Raw genomic sequence first — 15,052 nt, forward strand, 5'->3', positions numbered from 1 at the left:
CGTCATCTATCGCCGCGCCCTGGACGAGGACCTCCTCCCCGGCCGCTCCATCGAAGGTGTCGCCACCGCCTCGCTATACGCCGCCGCCCGACAGGCTGGTACCCCGCGGAGTCTCGACGAGATTAACAACGTTTCCCGCGTCGAGAAGGACGAAACCGCCAGGACGTATCGCTACGTGGTCCGGGAACTCGGCCTGGAAGTGAAGCCCGCAGATCCCGCTAGTTACGTTCCCCGCTTCGCCTCGGACCTCGACCTCAGCGAGGAAGCCGAACGCCACGCCCGGGACTTACTGGAGAACGCCAAACAGGAGGGCGTCCACTCGGGGAAGAGTCCCGTCGGACTCGCCGCCGCGGCCGTCTACGCCGCCTCGCTGCTGGCCAACGAGAAAGTCACCCAGAACGAGGTCAGCGAGGTCGCGAACATCTCCGAGGTCACCATCCGAAACCGGTATCACGAACTCCTGGAAGCCAAGGAAGGCATCAGAACGGCCTGATTCGGCCCCGAATCTGATTTTTGGCGTGGCTGCCCCGATCGGCAGGTTGAACTCTCCCGCATTCTCGAAGGCGTCCATGGAGACGACGCGTCACTTCGTCGCGACGGTCTACGTTGTCCACGACGGCGAGACGGCCTTACACGAACACGACAAACTCGACATGTGGCTACCGCCCGGCGGACACATCGACCGTGACGAACTCCCCCACATCGCCGCCCGCCGGGAGGTGACTGAGGAACTCGGTCTCGAACCCGACCTCGTCGCGCCACAGGGCGACCTCTCCTCGGCGACCGCCGAAAGCATCCCACAGCCACAGCACTTCCTGCTCGAGGACATCAACGTCCACGACGGCGAGGTCGGTCACCAGCACGTCGACTTCATCTTCTACGGGGAACTCGAGAGCCGGGAGATAGATCCCAGCGACGGCGAGGCACCCCCGGAGGCCTGGGAATGGTTCTCGCCGGCCGATCTGGAGCAAGCGAGTGACAGACTGCCGAGTGACGTCGTCGAGATCGGCAAACGGGCGATCGAAGCAGTGGACGAGCGTTGACCTCCTCCCACCCCTAAAGGGGTGGGATTCCCCGAAGGGGATATTCAGGTTGCGCGTTTCCTCGGCGGTGAAGTACGCTTTCACGTCCCGCGTCAGCGGTCGCCGTCCGGTTACGACCCCGGATGTGCTTTCCAGCGCGTACAGCCGGGTCAACGCGGCCTTCCTCCCCGGTCACGCCGGGCGTCTGCGAAGCAGACGGTGGAGTGTTCAGTCCACGAGGCCGCACGGTTCGCCTCAGCCGAACTGTTAGGCCGTGCATGGTTCACCCTCCCGTTGACGGATGTTTTCGGCGGCGTTCAGGTCGGCATGGCGGCCACGGTCGCACTCGGAACACGAGAAGTGGTCGCCGTCGCGCGAGCCTTCGGCACCGCAGGCCGAACAGCGTTGACTCGTCTCGAACGGGTCAACTTCTTCGACGCGAATCCCGGCTTGTTCGGCTTTGTAGACGATGAACTCCTGCAACTGGTGGAAGTGCCACGAGTGGACACCACGCCAGTCGCTTCCCTCTCTGATACCTTCCAAGTCCTCGATTTTCAGCACGGGATTCTCGAACTGTTGCGCCCAGTCAATGAGGCGACGGGAGGCTTTGTGGTTGCAGTCACGAATCCGCCGCTCCTCTTTGTTACCCACGCGGTTGCGTGCGCGAAGCGCACCCGCTTCTTGAAGCGACTCGCGTAGGGAACGATATTTGCGGCGGATGTATTTCGCCTCACGACCGGACACCAGCATCGACTCGCCCGTTTCAGCGTCGGCGGCGAGCAGGTGGTTGTGGCCGATGTCCACGCCGATTGCCGTCTCGTCACCAGTTTCGGCGTCGTACTCGACGGTGAACGTACAGAACCAGTCGTCGCCCCGGCGGTACACCTGCAACCGGGACTTGTCAGCTTCACCGTCCACGAGCCGGGCAACGTCGTCGGCTATGTCGTCGTACACGTCGATAGGCGTGTACCACCACCCCGAGATACAGGGGAATCCGACGACAACGGAACCGTTCTCGGTGCGGTCAATCTCCCAGTTCTGGTTGTTGACCGCGAACGGCTGGCTGGCGTGGTATTCCACGATGCCGTCCTTCTTGTAGTCGGATTTGGCTTCGCGGATAGCCTGATTCTGGATGGCCGAATAGAGGTCGTTGTCGATACTGGCCGTGGTCACGCTCATTCCGAACTCGTCGGCTTCCCACCCGTTGATGCAGAACTGCTTGGTGTTGCGGTACAGGTGGGTGGCGCGTTGCCACTCCCTGCGCCGCTGACGGGATGGGTTGTGGAACGTCGTGGTGACGGTCGTCGTGACCACGGTTACAATTGTAACGTATATCTGGGCGGTCTTAAAACGTGGGAATATCGGGCAGGCCGACACCCGTGGTTTGCTTCCCAGTTGTCGGCTTCATCCCACGGCTAAAGCCGTGGGCTTTCGCCTCGCAACCACTGTAAGAGCGTTACTCGCGAGCCGGCACGTCGATCGTTCCGTCGTCGAGATCGGCTTCGACTTCGCGGGCGGCCTCGACGAGGTTCGCCATCTTCTCGTAGGCGACCTCGCGGGGAAGCAGCTTCACGCCGCAGTCCGGCGAGACGGTCAGCCGTTCGGGCGGGACGACCTCGAGTCCTTTCTTGATGTTCTCCTTGATCTGTGCGACGGATTCGACCTCGCGAGTGTGGATGTCCACGACGCCCATCGCGAGATCTTTCGTGAATTCGGGCTCTTTGAACACGTCGATCTGCTCGAAGTCGCCGTTGGCAAGTTCGAGGTCGAACTCCTCGACTGGGAAGTCGAGAATTTCGGGGTAGATCCGCGAGTAGTCGCCATAACAGACGTGCAGTCCGAGGCGGACGTCCTCGGGCACGTCCTCGGCAATGCGTTCGAGGGCCTCACCGACGATCGCGTGATCGTCAGGCGTCGTCGCCAGTGCCGGCTCGTCGATTTGAATGTATCGAGCGCCGGCATCGACCAGGGCCTCGATCTCCTCGTTGACGAGGTCCGCCAGCGCGTATGCCAGTTCCTCCTCGGAGTCGTAGACCTCGTTGAAACTCCAGGACGCGAGCGTGTAGGGACCCGTGATGGGGACCTTGACGGGCGCGTCGGCCACGTCGGACGTGAACTCGTATTCCTCGACGAGCCAGGACTCGCCGTAGTCGACCTCGTCGACGACGCTCGGTTTGTCGAAGTAGTTGTGGCCCCAGACCTTCACGCGGCCGTTGAACTCGTAGCCGTCGATGCGCTTGGCGAAGAACTCCACCATCTCGTTACGGCGCATCTCGCCATCGGTGACGACATCCAGTCCCGCACGCTCGTGTTCGTCCGTGATGAGTCGCGAAGCGTCGTCTTTGGACTCCTCCCACTCCTCTTCGTCGAAATCTGCCCCGTCGTCCTCGAAAAGTTCCCGGGCACGGTCGTGCCACTTCGGCTTCGGGTAGGAGCCGACGACGGTCGTCAACAGGAAGTGCTCGTTGTCGTGATCGTCCGGTCGGAACTGTTCGCGCGTGTCGCTCATGCTGTCACCTCCTCAGTTGCGGCCTCCGCAAGCGATTCGAGCTTGGATTCGAACTTGTTCACTGGCAGGTAGAACAACTCGGTGTTGGGCGTCGCATAGACGGTCCCGAAGTCGTTGGTCGTCTCGCCGAGGAACCACTCGATACGCTCCCGTATTTCGGCGGGCGTCTCGACGAGCGTGTTCTGTCCATCGACGAGCCCGAGGGAGACGTCGTCTTTGGTCCCGTACTCGTTGACGTTATACAGCGTCTGTTCGTGGTCGCTCACCAGATCGTAGCCCACGGCGTCGATATCTGCGTCCAGCAGATAGGCGTGTACCTTCTCCTCTAAAGCGCCCCAGTAGGTGTGGACGACGACGTCGGCGTCGACCGCGCTCGCGACGGCGTCGATCGCCTCGCTGGCGCGCTCCTCGGCACCGTTTTCCGGCGGCTCGGCCACTAGCGACGGCTCAAGCAGGTACAGCGTCTCGATGTCGGGAAAGGCGTCGGTCTCGCCGGCCAGGAACTCGGCGACGCCATCGAGCAGTGCGGCGTCGTCGCCGTAGTGCTCGTCGGTCGCGAGGTCCGCGAGGGAATACGGTCCAGGCAGGACGGCCTGCAGTCCTCCTTGAACCGTCTCGGCGGCCGCGTCCAGTTCGGTCGCCACATCACCGTCCGGCGTGAGTTCGCCCGCAATCACGGGTTCGCGGTAGAAGTTGTTGTTGTCGTAATAGCGGACGATCCCGCGCGTGTCGACATTGTCGTGGACGGCCAGGGGGTGTGCGAGCATGTCGTCCCACCTGAGTTGTCCCTCGACGATCCGATCCAGTCCGGCCGACTGCTGGGTCTGTAGGACTTCTTCGCGAGCCCGATCGTACGCGGCAGCGATCTCGCCGCCCTCGTCGCCGCGAATCAGGTCGCTTCGCTGGTGACCTTTCAGGTCCGCGAGGTCGTCTTTCGCCCAGTCCGGCAGGGGATACAGTCCCGGCGTGGTCGCTACTACCTCTGGCATTGGCAGGCCTAGGAAATGACGGGGCTTAATATTTCCTATTCGTAGAAATGCCCCTGGGTAATTACAGGGATGGCATCGAGTAACTGTCGAATAGACGCAGTTTGTCGTCGCCGACTGTCCGTCTGTTTTCGACCAGTCAAGAGGAGACGTTCGATCGGGTATCGACGTGAGAACGTTGAGGTAACTGTCCGGAGATGAATCAAAACGTTCATGTAACATCTGTTCTATGCTGACTGTAACCGTGGGGAACACGAACATGACCGGCCGGCCGGCGGCCTACTGTCCGAAGTGTGGGTCGGTGGGAGAGCACGTTGGGGCCAGTGACGGGACGCGGGGGTACGAATGTGGGGACGAGACGTGCGGCCACGTCTGGCGGGTGACCGTCCATCCACAGCCGATCGAAGCTCCAACGCGGGCTTGATCGGGTTGCGTTAGGCTGTCGAGCCCTCCTCGATCATCGACTGGTGCCCGACCCGAATTACCACGACGACGCGTTCGACCACAGTGACTATTGGGTGGGCCCACCAGCGGGGTGTATGAACCGTCTGCTCCAGTGGATACTCTCGTTATCTCTCGGTGTGTCGATCGGCATCGGGACGTACGTCTGGCTAGTCGCCGATCCGCTGTTCGTGGGCGTGATCGTGTTGTTCTGGACACTCGGAACGGGGTTCTCGATCGACTATCTGGTGCCACAGACGGGGCGATCCGACGACTGGGAAACGGCACGCTGGTCGGGTGCCGCCGGTGGGTTGATGGCGCTGGCAGCGACCCTCGGAATCAGTCCGACACTGCCGATTTCGGCTGACCTCCGCCTCGCACTGGGTCTGTTCGTCGTTGGCAGCTGGCTGACGGCCGTCAACGTCGGTCTGGCACTCGGGTTAGAAGCGGGGGCACGGGAATGGATCGGCGGCGGGCGTTGATCGAGCAAGCAGTTTCCGGGCACGGACCCCCGGAGTATTTTACGTCGACACGCCAAACGAAGCCCACAGTGAGCCACCACAGCGACTCCCCGGTCAGCGAGAGTGTGGAGATGTATCTCAAGGAGATCTACCTCCTCTCGCGCGGCGGCGACCCCGCTCGGACGGGAGACATTGCGGATCGACTCGGCGTCTCACCCCCCAGCGTCACGCAGATGCTCTCCCGCCTGGAAGACCATGGCCTGCTCGAATACGAGAAGCGACGCGGCGCTTCACTCACCGACGACGGCGAGGAACGCGCTATCGACCTGCTCGCCAAACACTGTTTGATCGAACGGTTCCTGGTCGAGGGACTGGACGTGACGGAGGGATTTCACGACGAGGCCTGCCGCCTCGAACACACCCTGAGTGACGACGTGGCCACACGACTGACTCGTTACGTCGAGCGTCGAGAAGAGTGTCCGGACTGTTATGACGCGGAGGCACAGCACTGCGAACACCTCTCTGCCGGAGCCGACTGAGACGGATTATTGTAGATTATGTCCGAATGACGCCGACCTGGGGGTCGACGGATACCGGTAAATCACTACAATAGTCCGTATGAGCGCCCGATCCGTCAGTACAGACTGAGCACCGCGCTCGGTGCTGGCCAGCGGACTCAAATGATAGGCTCGACGATGTCGACGCCGGCCTCGAGTAGTTCCTCCATTCGCCGTTCACTCTCAGCCTCCGCGTAGATCCGCAGTTTCGGCTCGGTCCCGCTGGGTCGGGCGAGCAGCCAGGATCCGTCGGCCAGCAGGATCTTGAACCCATCGGCATCGTTAACCTCCTCGACGGGAACGCCCGCAACCGACTCCGGCAGCCGATCGCCGATCGTCCCGATAACACGATCTTTCTCCGAATCGGGACAGTCCAGATTGCGCCGCCCCTGGTGGATCTCGCCGTGTTCGGCCAGCAACGCGTCGATCCGATCGTCGATCGGCCGCTCGGCCGTCGCGACAGCCGCGACCAGCGCCATCAGGACACCGTCCTTCTCGCGGACGTGTCCGCGGATCGAGAAGCCGCCGCTCTCCTCGCCGCCCATCAGGGCGTCGTACTCGGCCATCCCCTGGGCGATCCACTTGAACCCCACCGGGACTTCGTGGACGGTCTCGCCGTGGGCCTCGGCGATCCGGTCGATCAGGAACGTCGTCGAGACGGTTCGGACTGCCGGGCCTGAATCAGTCTCCAGCAGATAGTCGTAGATCGCGGCGAAAAAGAGGTTCTCGTCGAGGAAATCACGTTCGGGCGTCACCACCGCGATCCGGTCGGCGTCACCGTCGTTGGCCACGCCCAGGTCGGCGTCGCGTTCGTCGACGTTAGCGACCAGCGCTTCGAGATTCTCCGCGGAAGGTTCCGGGGGCGTGCCGCCGAATTCCGGATCCCGCTCACAGCGACGTCGATGGACGGTCGCACCCGCCCGCTCGAGGAGGTCGTCGGTCACGCCCCGACCACTGCCGTGCATCCCGTCGTAGACGACCGTGAGATCCTCCAGGTCCGGTTCGAGCAAGTCGAGAGCGTGATCGTAATACGGTTCGAAGAGGTCTTCCTCCTTGATCTCGCCGTGTTCATCCTCCGGTAACGGGTCAGGTTCCCGGAGTCGATCTTCGAGTGCTTCAGTCACTTCAGGAAGGGCGGGGGCGCCGTCCTCGGGGATGAACTTCACGCCGTTGTACTCCGGGGGGTTGTGACTGGCAGTGAGCATCAGCGCGCCGGCCAGGTCCCGATCGACGATCGTCCAGGCGATCACGGGCGTCGGACAGTCCCGCTGGGGGACCAGAACATCGAAGCCATTGGCCGTCAACACGTCAGCGATGTCCTCGGCGAAGCCGGGGGAGGATTCCCGAGCGTCGTAGCCGACGGCGATGGTGTCACCGGCGTGATCCGCCTCTTCGCGCAGGTAGTCGGCGACAGCCTGTGCGACCATCCTGATCCGCGGCGCGGTGAAGGTGTCGAGGGTAGCCCGCCATCCGTCAGTACCGAACTCGATGGGCGTATCCATGTGTGTCTCTGCCGAGTCGGGGCTAAAAAACGCGCCGATCCGAGTCGGTACTTGCGACGCCGACGTTCCTCGGCGTCGGCGTACCGATCAGGTGTTGGTCTGACCGCCGTCGACGACCAGTGACTCGCCGTTGACGTAGCTGCTCATGTCGCTGGCGAGGAACAGGGCCGCGCTTCCGATATCTTGGGGTTCGCCGAAACGTCGCAGTGGCACCTGCTGGCGGAACGCCTCCTCGCTCTCGCCGCCGATGATCGGCACGTCGTCGGTCACCATCTCAGTCTCGATCACGCCAGGGTGGATCACGTTGGCCCGGACGCCCTCCGGCCCGTACTTGTCCGCAAGCGAGTAGGTCATCAGTCGGACGGCCCCCTTCGACGAACAGTACGAGACGAAGTCCCCGGATCCCTCCAGGCCGGCAACGCTGGAAAGGTTGATCAGACTCCCGCCGTCGGACTCGACCATCCGCTCGATGGCGACCTGGGCACCGAAGTACGTACCCTTGACGTTGATGTCCATCATCTGATCGAGTTCGTCTTCGGTGACCTCCGTGAACTCTTCGCCGCGGAAGATACCGGCGTTGTTCACCCACACGTCGAGACCACCGAGTTCTTCGGCCGCGTCGGCGGCCGCCTCTAGATCCGCCTTCTCGGAGACGTCACACTCGACGAACGTGGCGTCCACACCGTACTCCTCGGTCACCAACTCGTGGGTCGGCGTCCCACCTTCCCGTGGTTCCTCCCGAATGTCGGCGTTGACGATCGCTGCACCTTCCGACGCGAAGGTTTCACAGATGTTCCGGCCGATGCCACTCGATCCGCCCGTGACGACCGCGACCTGGTTTTCGAGTAGGGCCATATGCTTCATCCCAAGGTTCGAGAGAAATAGTAATATATGTTTGCCCCTTTGTCAGCATATGAATTTCGACCTTGGGTTTTGAAGAAGAAAAAGAATCAATCGAGTCGAGATAAGATTGATCACTCGTCAGTCGAACTCCCGGTATCAGTCTCGGTAGTGTCGCCGAGCGCGGCGTAGCGATCGACGAGTTCGTCGGATTTCCACTCGCCGAGTTCCCGGGGATCGACGTGGACGAACGCGTCGTCGACAGTTTCGAGGTCCTCGACGGCCCGGACGACTGCCGTTTCGATGTCGTGGGCCTCACGGAGCGTCCGGTCGCCCTCGACTTCGACGTGGAGGCTGACGTCTATCTCCGGGCCGACGTAGTGGGCGATCACGTCGTGGGCACCCTTTACTTCGGGATGTTCGAGTGCCCGTCGGACGATCTCGGCCCGGAGCTCCTCGGGAGGTGCTGCCCCGACGAGATAGTTAACGTTGTCTCGGACGACTTCGACACCCGTATGGAGGATACCGACTGCGACGACCATCGCCGCCAGGGGATCGAGTAGCGGGAACCCAAGTGATGCACCGACGACGCCGGCCAGCGCGGCACCCGCCGTCAGCACGTCGTTGCGGTTATCCAGGGCCGTCGCGACGAGCGCCGGGGACTGCCATTCCTGGCCGATACGGAGACAGTACCGGTACAACGCGAGTTTCGCCACGATGGAGAAGACAAGAACCGCGATAGCGGCCGGACTCTCGACCGGATCGACTGCGCCCGAAAGCAGGGCAGTTCCCGACTGATAGATCACGAGCGCGCCGGCTGCGAAGATACCGACGGCGACGAACAGCGACACGAACGGCTCGATGCGTTCGTGACCGTGTGGATGCTCGAAGTCCGGCGGCTGGGTGGTGAGGTACAGACCCGCGACGATCACCAGCGAGTACACCGAGTCCGCGAGGCTGTTGATCGCCTCGGACTCGACGGCGAAACTCCCCGTTTCGAGCGCGACGGCACCTTTCACTATGAACAGAAGCAGGTTCGCTCCGAACAACAACAGGCCAACCCGCCGGAGCGTCCCCCGTCGTGTCATCGGAAAGGGGTTGGCAGCGGTCCGTAAAGTGACTTCGTGTTCCCGGGAACTTCTCCCGACACACGGGTGCGTCTCGGTCGGACCGTTCCAACGGGACTTAATACGACGACTTCGACGTTCCTCTATGCACTTCGTCCGTCCTTTACCGGTCAGTTCGACAGGGTGTCCCACAGGGGTGGTATGGTGACCGTCGCCGTCGTCGGCGCGGGGATGTCCGGCCTCTCGGCAACGCACTTCCTCGCCTCGAAGGGCGCTGAGGTCGAGACGTTCGAGGCGTCGAACGAACCCGGTGGGATCGTCCGCTCAACGACGGTCGACGGTCATGTACTGGAACACGGTCCCCAGCGGTTGCGCCTCTCGAAACCGGTCCAGTCCCTGGTCGAGACGCTTGACCTCGGGGACGAACTGATCTACGGGGACGACGACCAGTCGCTTTACGCTTACTACGACGGCGACCTCCGGCCGATGCCGCTGTCCGCCCGGGACGCGATCACGACTGATCTCCTCTCCTGGCCCGGCAAGGCCCGCGTCCTGCTGGAACCGCTCACCAGGGGGCCGAAACCTGGCGAGACCGTCGAGGCGTTCCTCACGCGAAAGTTCGGCGAGGAAGTAGCTACGCGCTTCGCGGGGCCACTCTACAGCGGCCTCTACGGTACCGATGCCGACGAGATGTACGTCGAGTACTCGCTTGGGAAGGCACTGGATCGCTTCGGCGTCGAGGGCAGTCTGCTGGTCTTCATGCTGAAGAAGTTGCTCCAGGGTGTCGAGACGCCGCCGATCATCTCCTTCGAGGACGGCCTCGGGCGACTCCCGGAGGCAATGTACGAGGCTCACGCAGAGTCGATCCATCTGGAAACGCCGGTCACGGACGTCCGACGGGACGGTGAATCGTTCCGTGTCGAAACCGATCGTGAGACGGTTGCCGCCGAGACAGTCGTGTTCACGACGCCGGCACCGACCACGGCCGCACTGCTCACGGACGTTGACGACAAGGCGGCCGAAGTCGTCGAACGGTTCTCGTACAACCCGCTCGGCGTCGTCCACCTCCGTTCGTCCTTCGATGGGACCGGCCACGGGTTTCACGTCATCGACGACGGATTCCGGACGGACGGCAGTACCTGGAACGCCAGCATGCTCGGCCGGGACGGCGTCTTCACCTCCTACGTCGGAAGCGGCGACCCGACGTTCCTCGACGCCGACCGCAGCGTTGTCGGGCGCAAAGCGGCCAGGGAGTTCGAGACGATCACTGGCGCCGAAGCCGAGGTGCTCTCAGTGAACGTCCTCCGCCCGGGGATGCCGGCCTACGACCGCTCCTGGGAGGCACTCGAAGACCTCTCCCTCCCCGAGGGTATCGAGATCTGCTCGGCGTTCACGTCGCGTGCGGGACTGATCGGGCGCATCACCGACGGGCGCAAAACCGCGGCGTCTGTTCTCGAAGACTGATCGGCCGCTCGTCCATCCCGTCTATGACCTCGTGGAGTGTCCGCTACAACCGGACGGCGTCGTCCCTACTGTCGACTGTTGCCCCCTCCTGATCGGCGAAGGCGTCGTGGAGACGGTCGTAGGACTCCTCGAGCGCCTCGACGATGACTTTCGTCTCGGAGATGACGGCCATGAAGTTGTTGTCCCCCGCCCACCGCGGGACAACGTGGGTATGAAGGTGATCGTCGATCGACCCACCGGCGGCGTTTCCACCCAAATTCAGCCCGACGTTGTAGCCGTCGGGGTCGAACGCGGCGTCCATGGCGTCGATCGTCCGCTGCTTGAGTCTAGCGTGGTCCAGCAATGCCTCGTCGTCGAGTGCCTCGTATTCGCCGCCGTGAGCATCCGGGATGACCATCGTGTGGCCCGGGTTATACGGGTAGTTGTTCAACAGGACGTAGGCGTGGTCGCTCCGGGCGACTACCCGACTCTCGCGGTCGTTCCCGCGCTCCGGAAGCTCACAGAAGACACAGCCCCCGACGTCCGGGTTCTTCTCCGGACGCTCGACCCACTCGATGCGCCACGGCGCGAAGACCTGGTCCATGTTCGCACACGCCGCCGCGGCGTTTAATGAATTCCGTTCCGAACGATCGAGCCGTGATCCCTTCAGTTGAATCTTTCGGCAGTTTGATTCAGTTTTCCCGCAGAAACGCACGGGACGGGTTCGATAAACGAAATCGGGGCCGCTACTCCGGTATCACGCCCAATCGTACCCGCGTACCGCGATAAACGGACGAAACGGACGTATCTTTTTATTGTATAATCGTGCGTTCTCCGAAACGAGATGGCAAGCACACCGGAACCGACCGACAGAATGGCGGAGTACTGTCCGACCTGCAGGGCCGAGCGCCCCCACGACGTCTCGGTCACGCTGGTGACCGAGAGCGACACGACGGCCAACGCAGCCTACTCGCGGGAACCCTATCGGGTGAGCGAGTGCCTCGACTGTGGTCGGCGGACGGAACGACGCATGAACGACGCCTGATGTCGAGGTCTCGCTCTCTCCGGTCGCTTCGATCTCGCTACTCGCGGTTCGTTTTACTCACCGCTCGCTTGTTTCGAGGCCTCCCTTCGGTCGGCCTCGCTGTTCACGGTTCGCTCCCCTCACCGTTCACTTTCAACGAGATCTCGTTCGCTTCGCTCACTCGATCTCGCTGCTACCGACTCCGGGTCGTCACTTCACACCCGTCCTCGGTCACGATGACGGTATGTTCCTTCTGGCTAACGTAGTTTTCTTCCTCCTCTTTGAGAACGGGATAGCCGTGGACAGCGTCAGCCCGTTTCAGGCGCTTGAGCGCCATACTCGGGCGGCGAACGTCCAGCCACCGCGTCGCGAACGGCAGCGTCTTGAACTCCTCGACGATCTGTTCGAGAGCCTGTCGTGCCCCACGATCGCGGACGGACTTCTCCCGGTCGAGAGCGAAGATTTCCTCGTCACTGCCCTCTCTGACTTTGCCGCTGCCGTCAGTGGCGAAGGGCTCGATCGCAACGACGTCACCGGCTTCCAGGGTGACGCTCTGACTGACTGCCCGATTGGGAATGTTCGGCTCGGTGTGCTGTTCGTACTGGCCGAGACCGTGACCGGTGAGGTTGACCACCGGGTTGAAGCCATACCCTTCGATAGTCTCTTCCACGACGCGGCCGATTTCACCGGTCTCGACTCCCTCCTCGACGATATCGAGTGCCGCATCGAGCGCCTCCGCGGAGGCTTCGGCGAGTTCGTCCTGGCCGGAGAGGTCGACCGTCACGGCCGTGTCGGCCAGCCAGCCGTCGACGCTGACACCGATGTCGAGGTTGATCATCTCCTCGCCGAAAGTGGTCTCGTCGTCGATCCCCGGCGTCGCGTGAGCCGCTTCTTCGTCGATACTGATATTGACCGGAAAGGCCGGTTTTCCCCCCTGATCCCTGATCTCGTCTTCGGCCCATTGGGCGACATCGAGGTGGTCGACCCCGACTTCGACCATCTCCGCGGCTTCGTCCCGTACGTCCGCGAGTATCTTGCCCGCTTCCCGGTGTTTCTCGTACTTCTCGGCGTCGAGGTCCACGTCGCTCATACCCGGTCTATCGGCCGCGGGATGAAAGTGTTTGCTGGTCGCTATTGATTTCGCCCGACGGATTGATCCGTGAATGGAGGGCGAATCCGATTGGACTGGCAGTTTTGAATACAAGATCAATAATAGTCGTCATCGACAAGATCCATGGTGTGTCCGAGACCGTACTTTTGTCGGGGTTCGCAAAGGAAATGAGCACTCTTTCGGTCTTTCGGGCTTGAAACAGGCGGATATGACGGACTTCGTTCGTCAATGTGTCTATGGCTACAATCAGCCACCGTACGTGCCGTCGACGTTAATCGCATTATCGTCGAGCACTATCTCGGTTGAGTCAGCGTCTGGACTCGGGCACTAAATCATCTTTCTGGCCGTACTCGTAGATTACTGTCCAACTTCGTTGGACAGCCAATGTATCAATTCGATAGTGGCCGTCACAGAAAGATTTAAATCCCCAGTCGCAATCTTGCGGTCGATGTCCGCGTAGTTTTCTTCGTTAAGTGATAGGTAAACTGCGAATTACCCGACTTGACGCTATATGACTTGATTGATAACACTAATCATGACAAATGTTTTTTGACGCCCTCCAATTCGATATGTAGTATTCGGAAATATTGCGACGGCCAAGTATAGTTGAATATTTACATCAAGGATAGGCACAAGTATCCACTCAAGCTCCATAAACTCCATATCAACCCATTCGCTATCTTTGATCATGTATTGGATCGCAGTGGGATTGGTATGTCTGTTTTTTTGGGCACTTATCGGGAAGTACGTCTATCGAGAGGCGGAAAGGGAAGATCGGCCGTCGCCGAAACTACGGGCGGTATTTTGGGGTATACTTGGTATAGCTGGCGCAATAATTTATGTCGCTCATATTCGTGAACGTGAGAAGAAACGGTTAGCCTGGCTTGGATTTGCAATTATATTGTTCACATTGTGGGCAATTGGAACCGTCGGTCTCTGGGGATTGAGTAGCGGATTCTATCTTTGGGCTGATCTGTTCGTCGGGATGTTTGTCCTGTACTGGCAGTTCAATCTCGAAACCGTGAAACCAGACGAGCAAGCAATAAAATCCTCATAAGTGACTTTCGTGTAGTGCTACGTCGATCAATAGTTACGCTCTTGGATAGATATTTTTTGAGGGCTCCATCTCTCGGGATTTGTGTGTATGATTGCGAAAGTAAAATTCTGCTAAAGACGTTCAGATCTGGACTTATCTGTCACTGGCAGAATGAAGTGATGGCATCATTAACGCTCTTGTGAAATGCATTAATGGTGGACCGCACCTCTGCGATTCGATAGCCATTATGAACCGGACGATACTGTGTCAAATCGGGATTGTCACCGGCTGAACGTGGGGTCGTACGGACACAGGACTATTTCGCCAGGGCTACCAACAATCTGTTTCCCAAGAGCGATCATTAAATTAGTTGGCCGTGGTGAATCGCCAGACGTAGTTTGATTTCACTGTTTCACTGCCTGGTTGATGTTGTGAACCGCACACATCAAGACGAGTTCTCGAAATTGGCCATACCAGGATCGCGCACGCACGGCGTCGCCGAGCGTGCGCTTGATCGTCGAGAAGACGGTTTCAGACATCGCTCGTTGACGGTAGCGAGGCCCATCGATCCGCGCGTTATGCGCGTGATCGATGGGCCGGAACTCACGATGCTTGATCAGCGGCCTCACGCCTTCTTCGCGAAGTTTTTCGCGTAATTGCATCCAGTCGTAGCCTTTGTCCGCAGCGAGGCTGGTGAGGTCGCCCGCGTTGCGGCGGGCGACCTGCCAGCCGAGCTGTGTATCGTGACGTTTCTCAGTCGTACAGTGAACGTCCAGGACTGCTTGGCTTTCTGTATCTACGAGTGCAGTCGCTTTGAGCGTCTGAACGCGGTAATCCGTCCGGCGGCAGTAGTGTTTGCTCGCGTTTTCTCGGTCGAAGAACGTCGCGTCGATGGCGGCGTGACCGCTCAGGTCGTGCAGCTGCGACGAGAGGCGCAGCAGCACTCGCCACATTGCTGTCTTGATCCTATCAAACCACTTGACTAACGTCGAGTGATCCGGGAGATCGGCCGCTTCGAGGCCGATCTCCCCGAGAATATGTGGCATCTCGCTC

General features: G+C 60.8%; 17 protein-coding genes. 8 read left to right on the forward strand and 9 right to left on the reverse strand.

All coding sequences use genetic code 11. The features are described 5' to 3' along the window. Together E3374_RS00750 and E3374_RS00755 are read left to right on the forward strand one after the other, a co-directional pair. Positions 1–493 (forward strand): transcription initiation factor IIB (locus E3374_RS00750; RefSeq protein ID WP_136687410.1); only part of this gene is annotated, 493 nt, incomplete at its 5' end. Positions 494–569: 76 nt separating this feature from the next. Continuing rightward, on the forward strand, positions 570–1,043 hold the full coding sequence (locus tag E3374_RS00755) for an NUDIX hydrolase (protein ID WP_136686705.1): 474 nt from the start codon (positions 570–572) through the stop codon (positions 1,041–1,043). A gap of 246 nt (positions 1,044–1,289) precedes the next feature. Here the strand turns inward: E3374_RS00755 and E3374_RS00760 are convergent, their stop codons facing one another. The 3 genes from E3374_RS00760 to E3374_RS00770 form a co-directional block, all read right to left on the reverse strand. Beyond that, a complete protein-coding gene (locus E3374_RS00760) occupies positions 1,290–2,336 on the reverse strand; it encodes an RNA-guided endonuclease TnpB family protein (RefSeq protein WP_136686707.1) in 1,047 nt (348 codons plus the stop codon). A 142-nt stretch (positions 2,337–2,478) separates the two neighbouring features. Further along, positions 2,479–3,531, reverse strand: coding sequence for a methionine synthase (locus E3374_RS00765; protein ID WP_136686709.1), 1,053 nt, complete (start codon positions 3,529–3,531; stop codon positions 2,479–2,481). After that, positions 3,528–4,520: a 5-methyltetrahydropteroyltriglutamate--homocysteine methyltransferase gene (locus E3374_RS00770; RefSeq protein WP_136686711.1), complete on the reverse strand. Its 993-nt coding sequence runs from the start codon at positions 4,518–4,520 to the stop codon at positions 3,528–3,530. The genes E3374_RS00765 and E3374_RS00770 overlap by 4 nt, the downstream gene beginning before the upstream one ends. A gap of 226 nt (positions 4,521–4,746) precedes the next feature. Between E3374_RS00770 and E3374_RS00775 the strand changes: the two genes are divergently transcribed. From E3374_RS00775 to E3374_RS00785, 3 genes are all read left to right on the forward strand, one after another. Continuing rightward, the gene (locus tag E3374_RS00775) at positions 4,747–4,941 is read left to right on the forward strand and encodes a hypothetical protein (protein ID WP_136686713.1); all 195 of its coding nucleotides are present in this window, start codon (positions 4,747–4,749) and stop codon (positions 4,939–4,941) included. A gap of 115 nt (positions 4,942–5,056) precedes the next feature. Beyond that, a complete protein-coding gene (locus E3374_RS00780; protein WP_136686715.1) occupies positions 5,057–5,440 on the forward strand; it encodes a hypothetical protein in 384 nt (127 codons plus the stop codon). 68 nt (positions 5,441–5,508) lie between these two features. Further along, a complete protein-coding gene (locus E3374_RS00785; RefSeq protein WP_211194883.1) occupies positions 5,509–5,958 on the forward strand; it encodes a metal-dependent transcriptional regulator in 450 nt (149 codons plus the stop codon). A gap of 137 nt (positions 5,959–6,095) precedes the next feature. Here E3374_RS00785 and E3374_RS00790 read toward each other — a convergent pair whose 3' ends face one another. The 3 genes from E3374_RS00790 to E3374_RS00800 all read right to left on the reverse strand — a co-directional run bounded on the left by E3374_RS00790 (position 6,096) and on the right by E3374_RS00800 (position 9,406). Next, positions 6,096–7,478: a phosphoglucomutase/phosphomannomutase family protein gene (locus tag E3374_RS00790; protein ID WP_136686717.1), complete on the reverse strand. Its 1,383-nt coding sequence runs from the start codon at positions 7,476–7,478 to the stop codon at positions 6,096–6,098. An 87-nt stretch (positions 7,479–7,565) separates the two neighbouring features. Further along, the gene (locus E3374_RS00795) at positions 7,566–8,333 is read right to left on the reverse strand and encodes an SDR family oxidoreductase (protein WP_136686719.1); all 768 of its coding nucleotides are present in this window, start codon (positions 8,331–8,333) and stop codon (positions 7,566–7,568) included. A 119-nt stretch (positions 8,334–8,452) separates the two neighbouring features. Beyond that, positions 8,453–9,406 (reverse strand): cation diffusion facilitator family transporter, encoded by a 954-nt coding sequence (locus E3374_RS00800; RefSeq protein ID WP_136686721.1) that lies wholly within the window; start codon positions 9,404–9,406, stop codon positions 8,453–8,455. Positions 9,407–9,586: 180 nt separating this feature from the next. Here E3374_RS00800 and hemG point away from each other — a divergent pair, with 180 nt between their 5' ends. Next, entirely contained in the window at positions 9,587–10,849 is a 1,263-nt protein-coding gene (gene hemG, locus E3374_RS00805) for a protoporphyrinogen oxidase (protein WP_248299356.1), read from the forward strand. 43 nt (positions 10,850–10,892) lie between these two features. Here the strand turns inward: hemG and E3374_RS00810 are convergent, their stop codons facing one another. Further along, positions 10,893–11,432, reverse strand: coding sequence for an HIT family protein (locus tag E3374_RS00810; RefSeq protein WP_136686723.1), 540 nt, complete (start codon positions 11,430–11,432; stop codon positions 10,893–10,895). A 240-nt stretch (positions 11,433–11,672) separates the two neighbouring features. Here E3374_RS00810 and E3374_RS00815 point away from each other — a divergent pair, with 240 nt between their 5' ends. Beyond that, entirely contained in the window at positions 11,673–11,873 is a 201-nt protein-coding gene (locus tag E3374_RS00815; RefSeq protein WP_136686725.1) for a DUF7835 family putative zinc beta-ribbon protein, read from the forward strand. A gap of 172 nt (positions 11,874–12,045) precedes the next feature. On the opposite strand, the gene map is transcribed toward E3374_RS00815, so the two are convergent. After that, a complete protein-coding gene (map, locus tag E3374_RS00820; RefSeq protein WP_136686727.1) occupies positions 12,046–12,942 on the reverse strand; it encodes a type II methionyl aminopeptidase in 897 nt (298 codons plus the stop codon). A 709-nt stretch (positions 12,943–13,651) separates the two neighbouring features. Here map and E3374_RS00825 point away from each other — a divergent pair. After that, complete coding sequence (locus E3374_RS00825) at positions 13,652–14,020, forward strand: hypothetical protein (RefSeq protein ID WP_345890570.1); 369 nt, start codon at positions 13,652–13,654, stop codon at positions 14,018–14,020. A gap of 383 nt (positions 14,021–14,403) precedes the next feature. Here the strand turns inward: E3374_RS00825 and E3374_RS00830 are convergent. Further along, positions 14,404–15,052 (reverse strand): IS5 family transposase (locus E3374_RS00830; protein ID WP_248299357.1); only part of this gene is annotated, 649 nt, incomplete at its 5' end.

It is taken from the genome of Halorhabdus amylolytica (assembly GCF_004944975.1).
GTDB classification, from domain to species: Archaea; Halobacteriota; Halobacteria; order Halobacteriales; family Haloarculaceae; genus Halorhabdus; species Halorhabdus amylolytica.

Coding starts and splice junctions, on each gene's coding strand:
- E3374_RS00755 (WP_136686705.1), top strand. CDS start 570: ATGGAGACGACGCGTCACTTCGTCGCGACGGTCTACGTTGTCCACGAC.
- E3374_RS00765 (WP_136686709.1), bottom strand. CDS start 3,531: ATGAGCGACACGCGCGAACAGTTCCGACCGGACGATCACGACAACGAG.
- E3374_RS00770 (WP_136686711.1), bottom strand. CDS start 4,520: ATGCCAGAGGTAGTAGCGACCACGCCGGGACTGTATCCCCTGCCGGAC.
- E3374_RS00775 (WP_136686713.1), top strand. CDS start 4,747: ATGCTGACTGTAACCGTGGGGAACACGAACATGACCGGCCGGCCGGCG.
- E3374_RS00780 (WP_136686715.1), top strand. CDS start 5,057: ATGAACCGTCTGCTCCAGTGGATACTCTCGTTATCTCTCGGTGTGTCG.
- E3374_RS00790 (WP_136686717.1), bottom strand. CDS start 7,478: ATGGATACGCCCATCGAGTTCGGTACTGACGGATGGCGGGCTACCCTC.
- E3374_RS00795 (WP_136686719.1), bottom strand. CDS start 8,333: ATGGCCCTACTCGAAAACCAGGTCGCGGTCGTCACGGGCGGATCGAGT.
- E3374_RS00800 (WP_136686721.1), bottom strand. CDS start 9,406: ATGACACGACGGGGGACGCTCCGGCGGGTTGGCCTGTTGTTGTTCGGA.
- hemG (WP_248299356.1), top strand. CDS start 9,587: ATGGTGACCGTCGCCGTCGTCGGCGCGGGGATGTCCGGCCTCTCGGCA.
- E3374_RS00810 (WP_136686723.1), bottom strand. CDS start 11,432: ATGGACCAGGTCTTCGCGCCGTGGCGCATCGAGTGGGTCGAGCGTCCG.
- E3374_RS00815 (WP_136686725.1), top strand. CDS start 11,673: ATGGCAAGCACACCGGAACCGACCGACAGAATGGCGGAGTACTGTCCG.
- map (WP_136686727.1), bottom strand. CDS start 12,942: ATGAGCGACGTGGACCTCGACGCCGAGAAGTACGAGAAACACCGGGAA.
- E3374_RS00825 (WP_345890570.1), top strand. CDS start 13,652: ATGTATTGGATCGCAGTGGGATTGGTATGTCTGTTTTTTTGGGCACTT.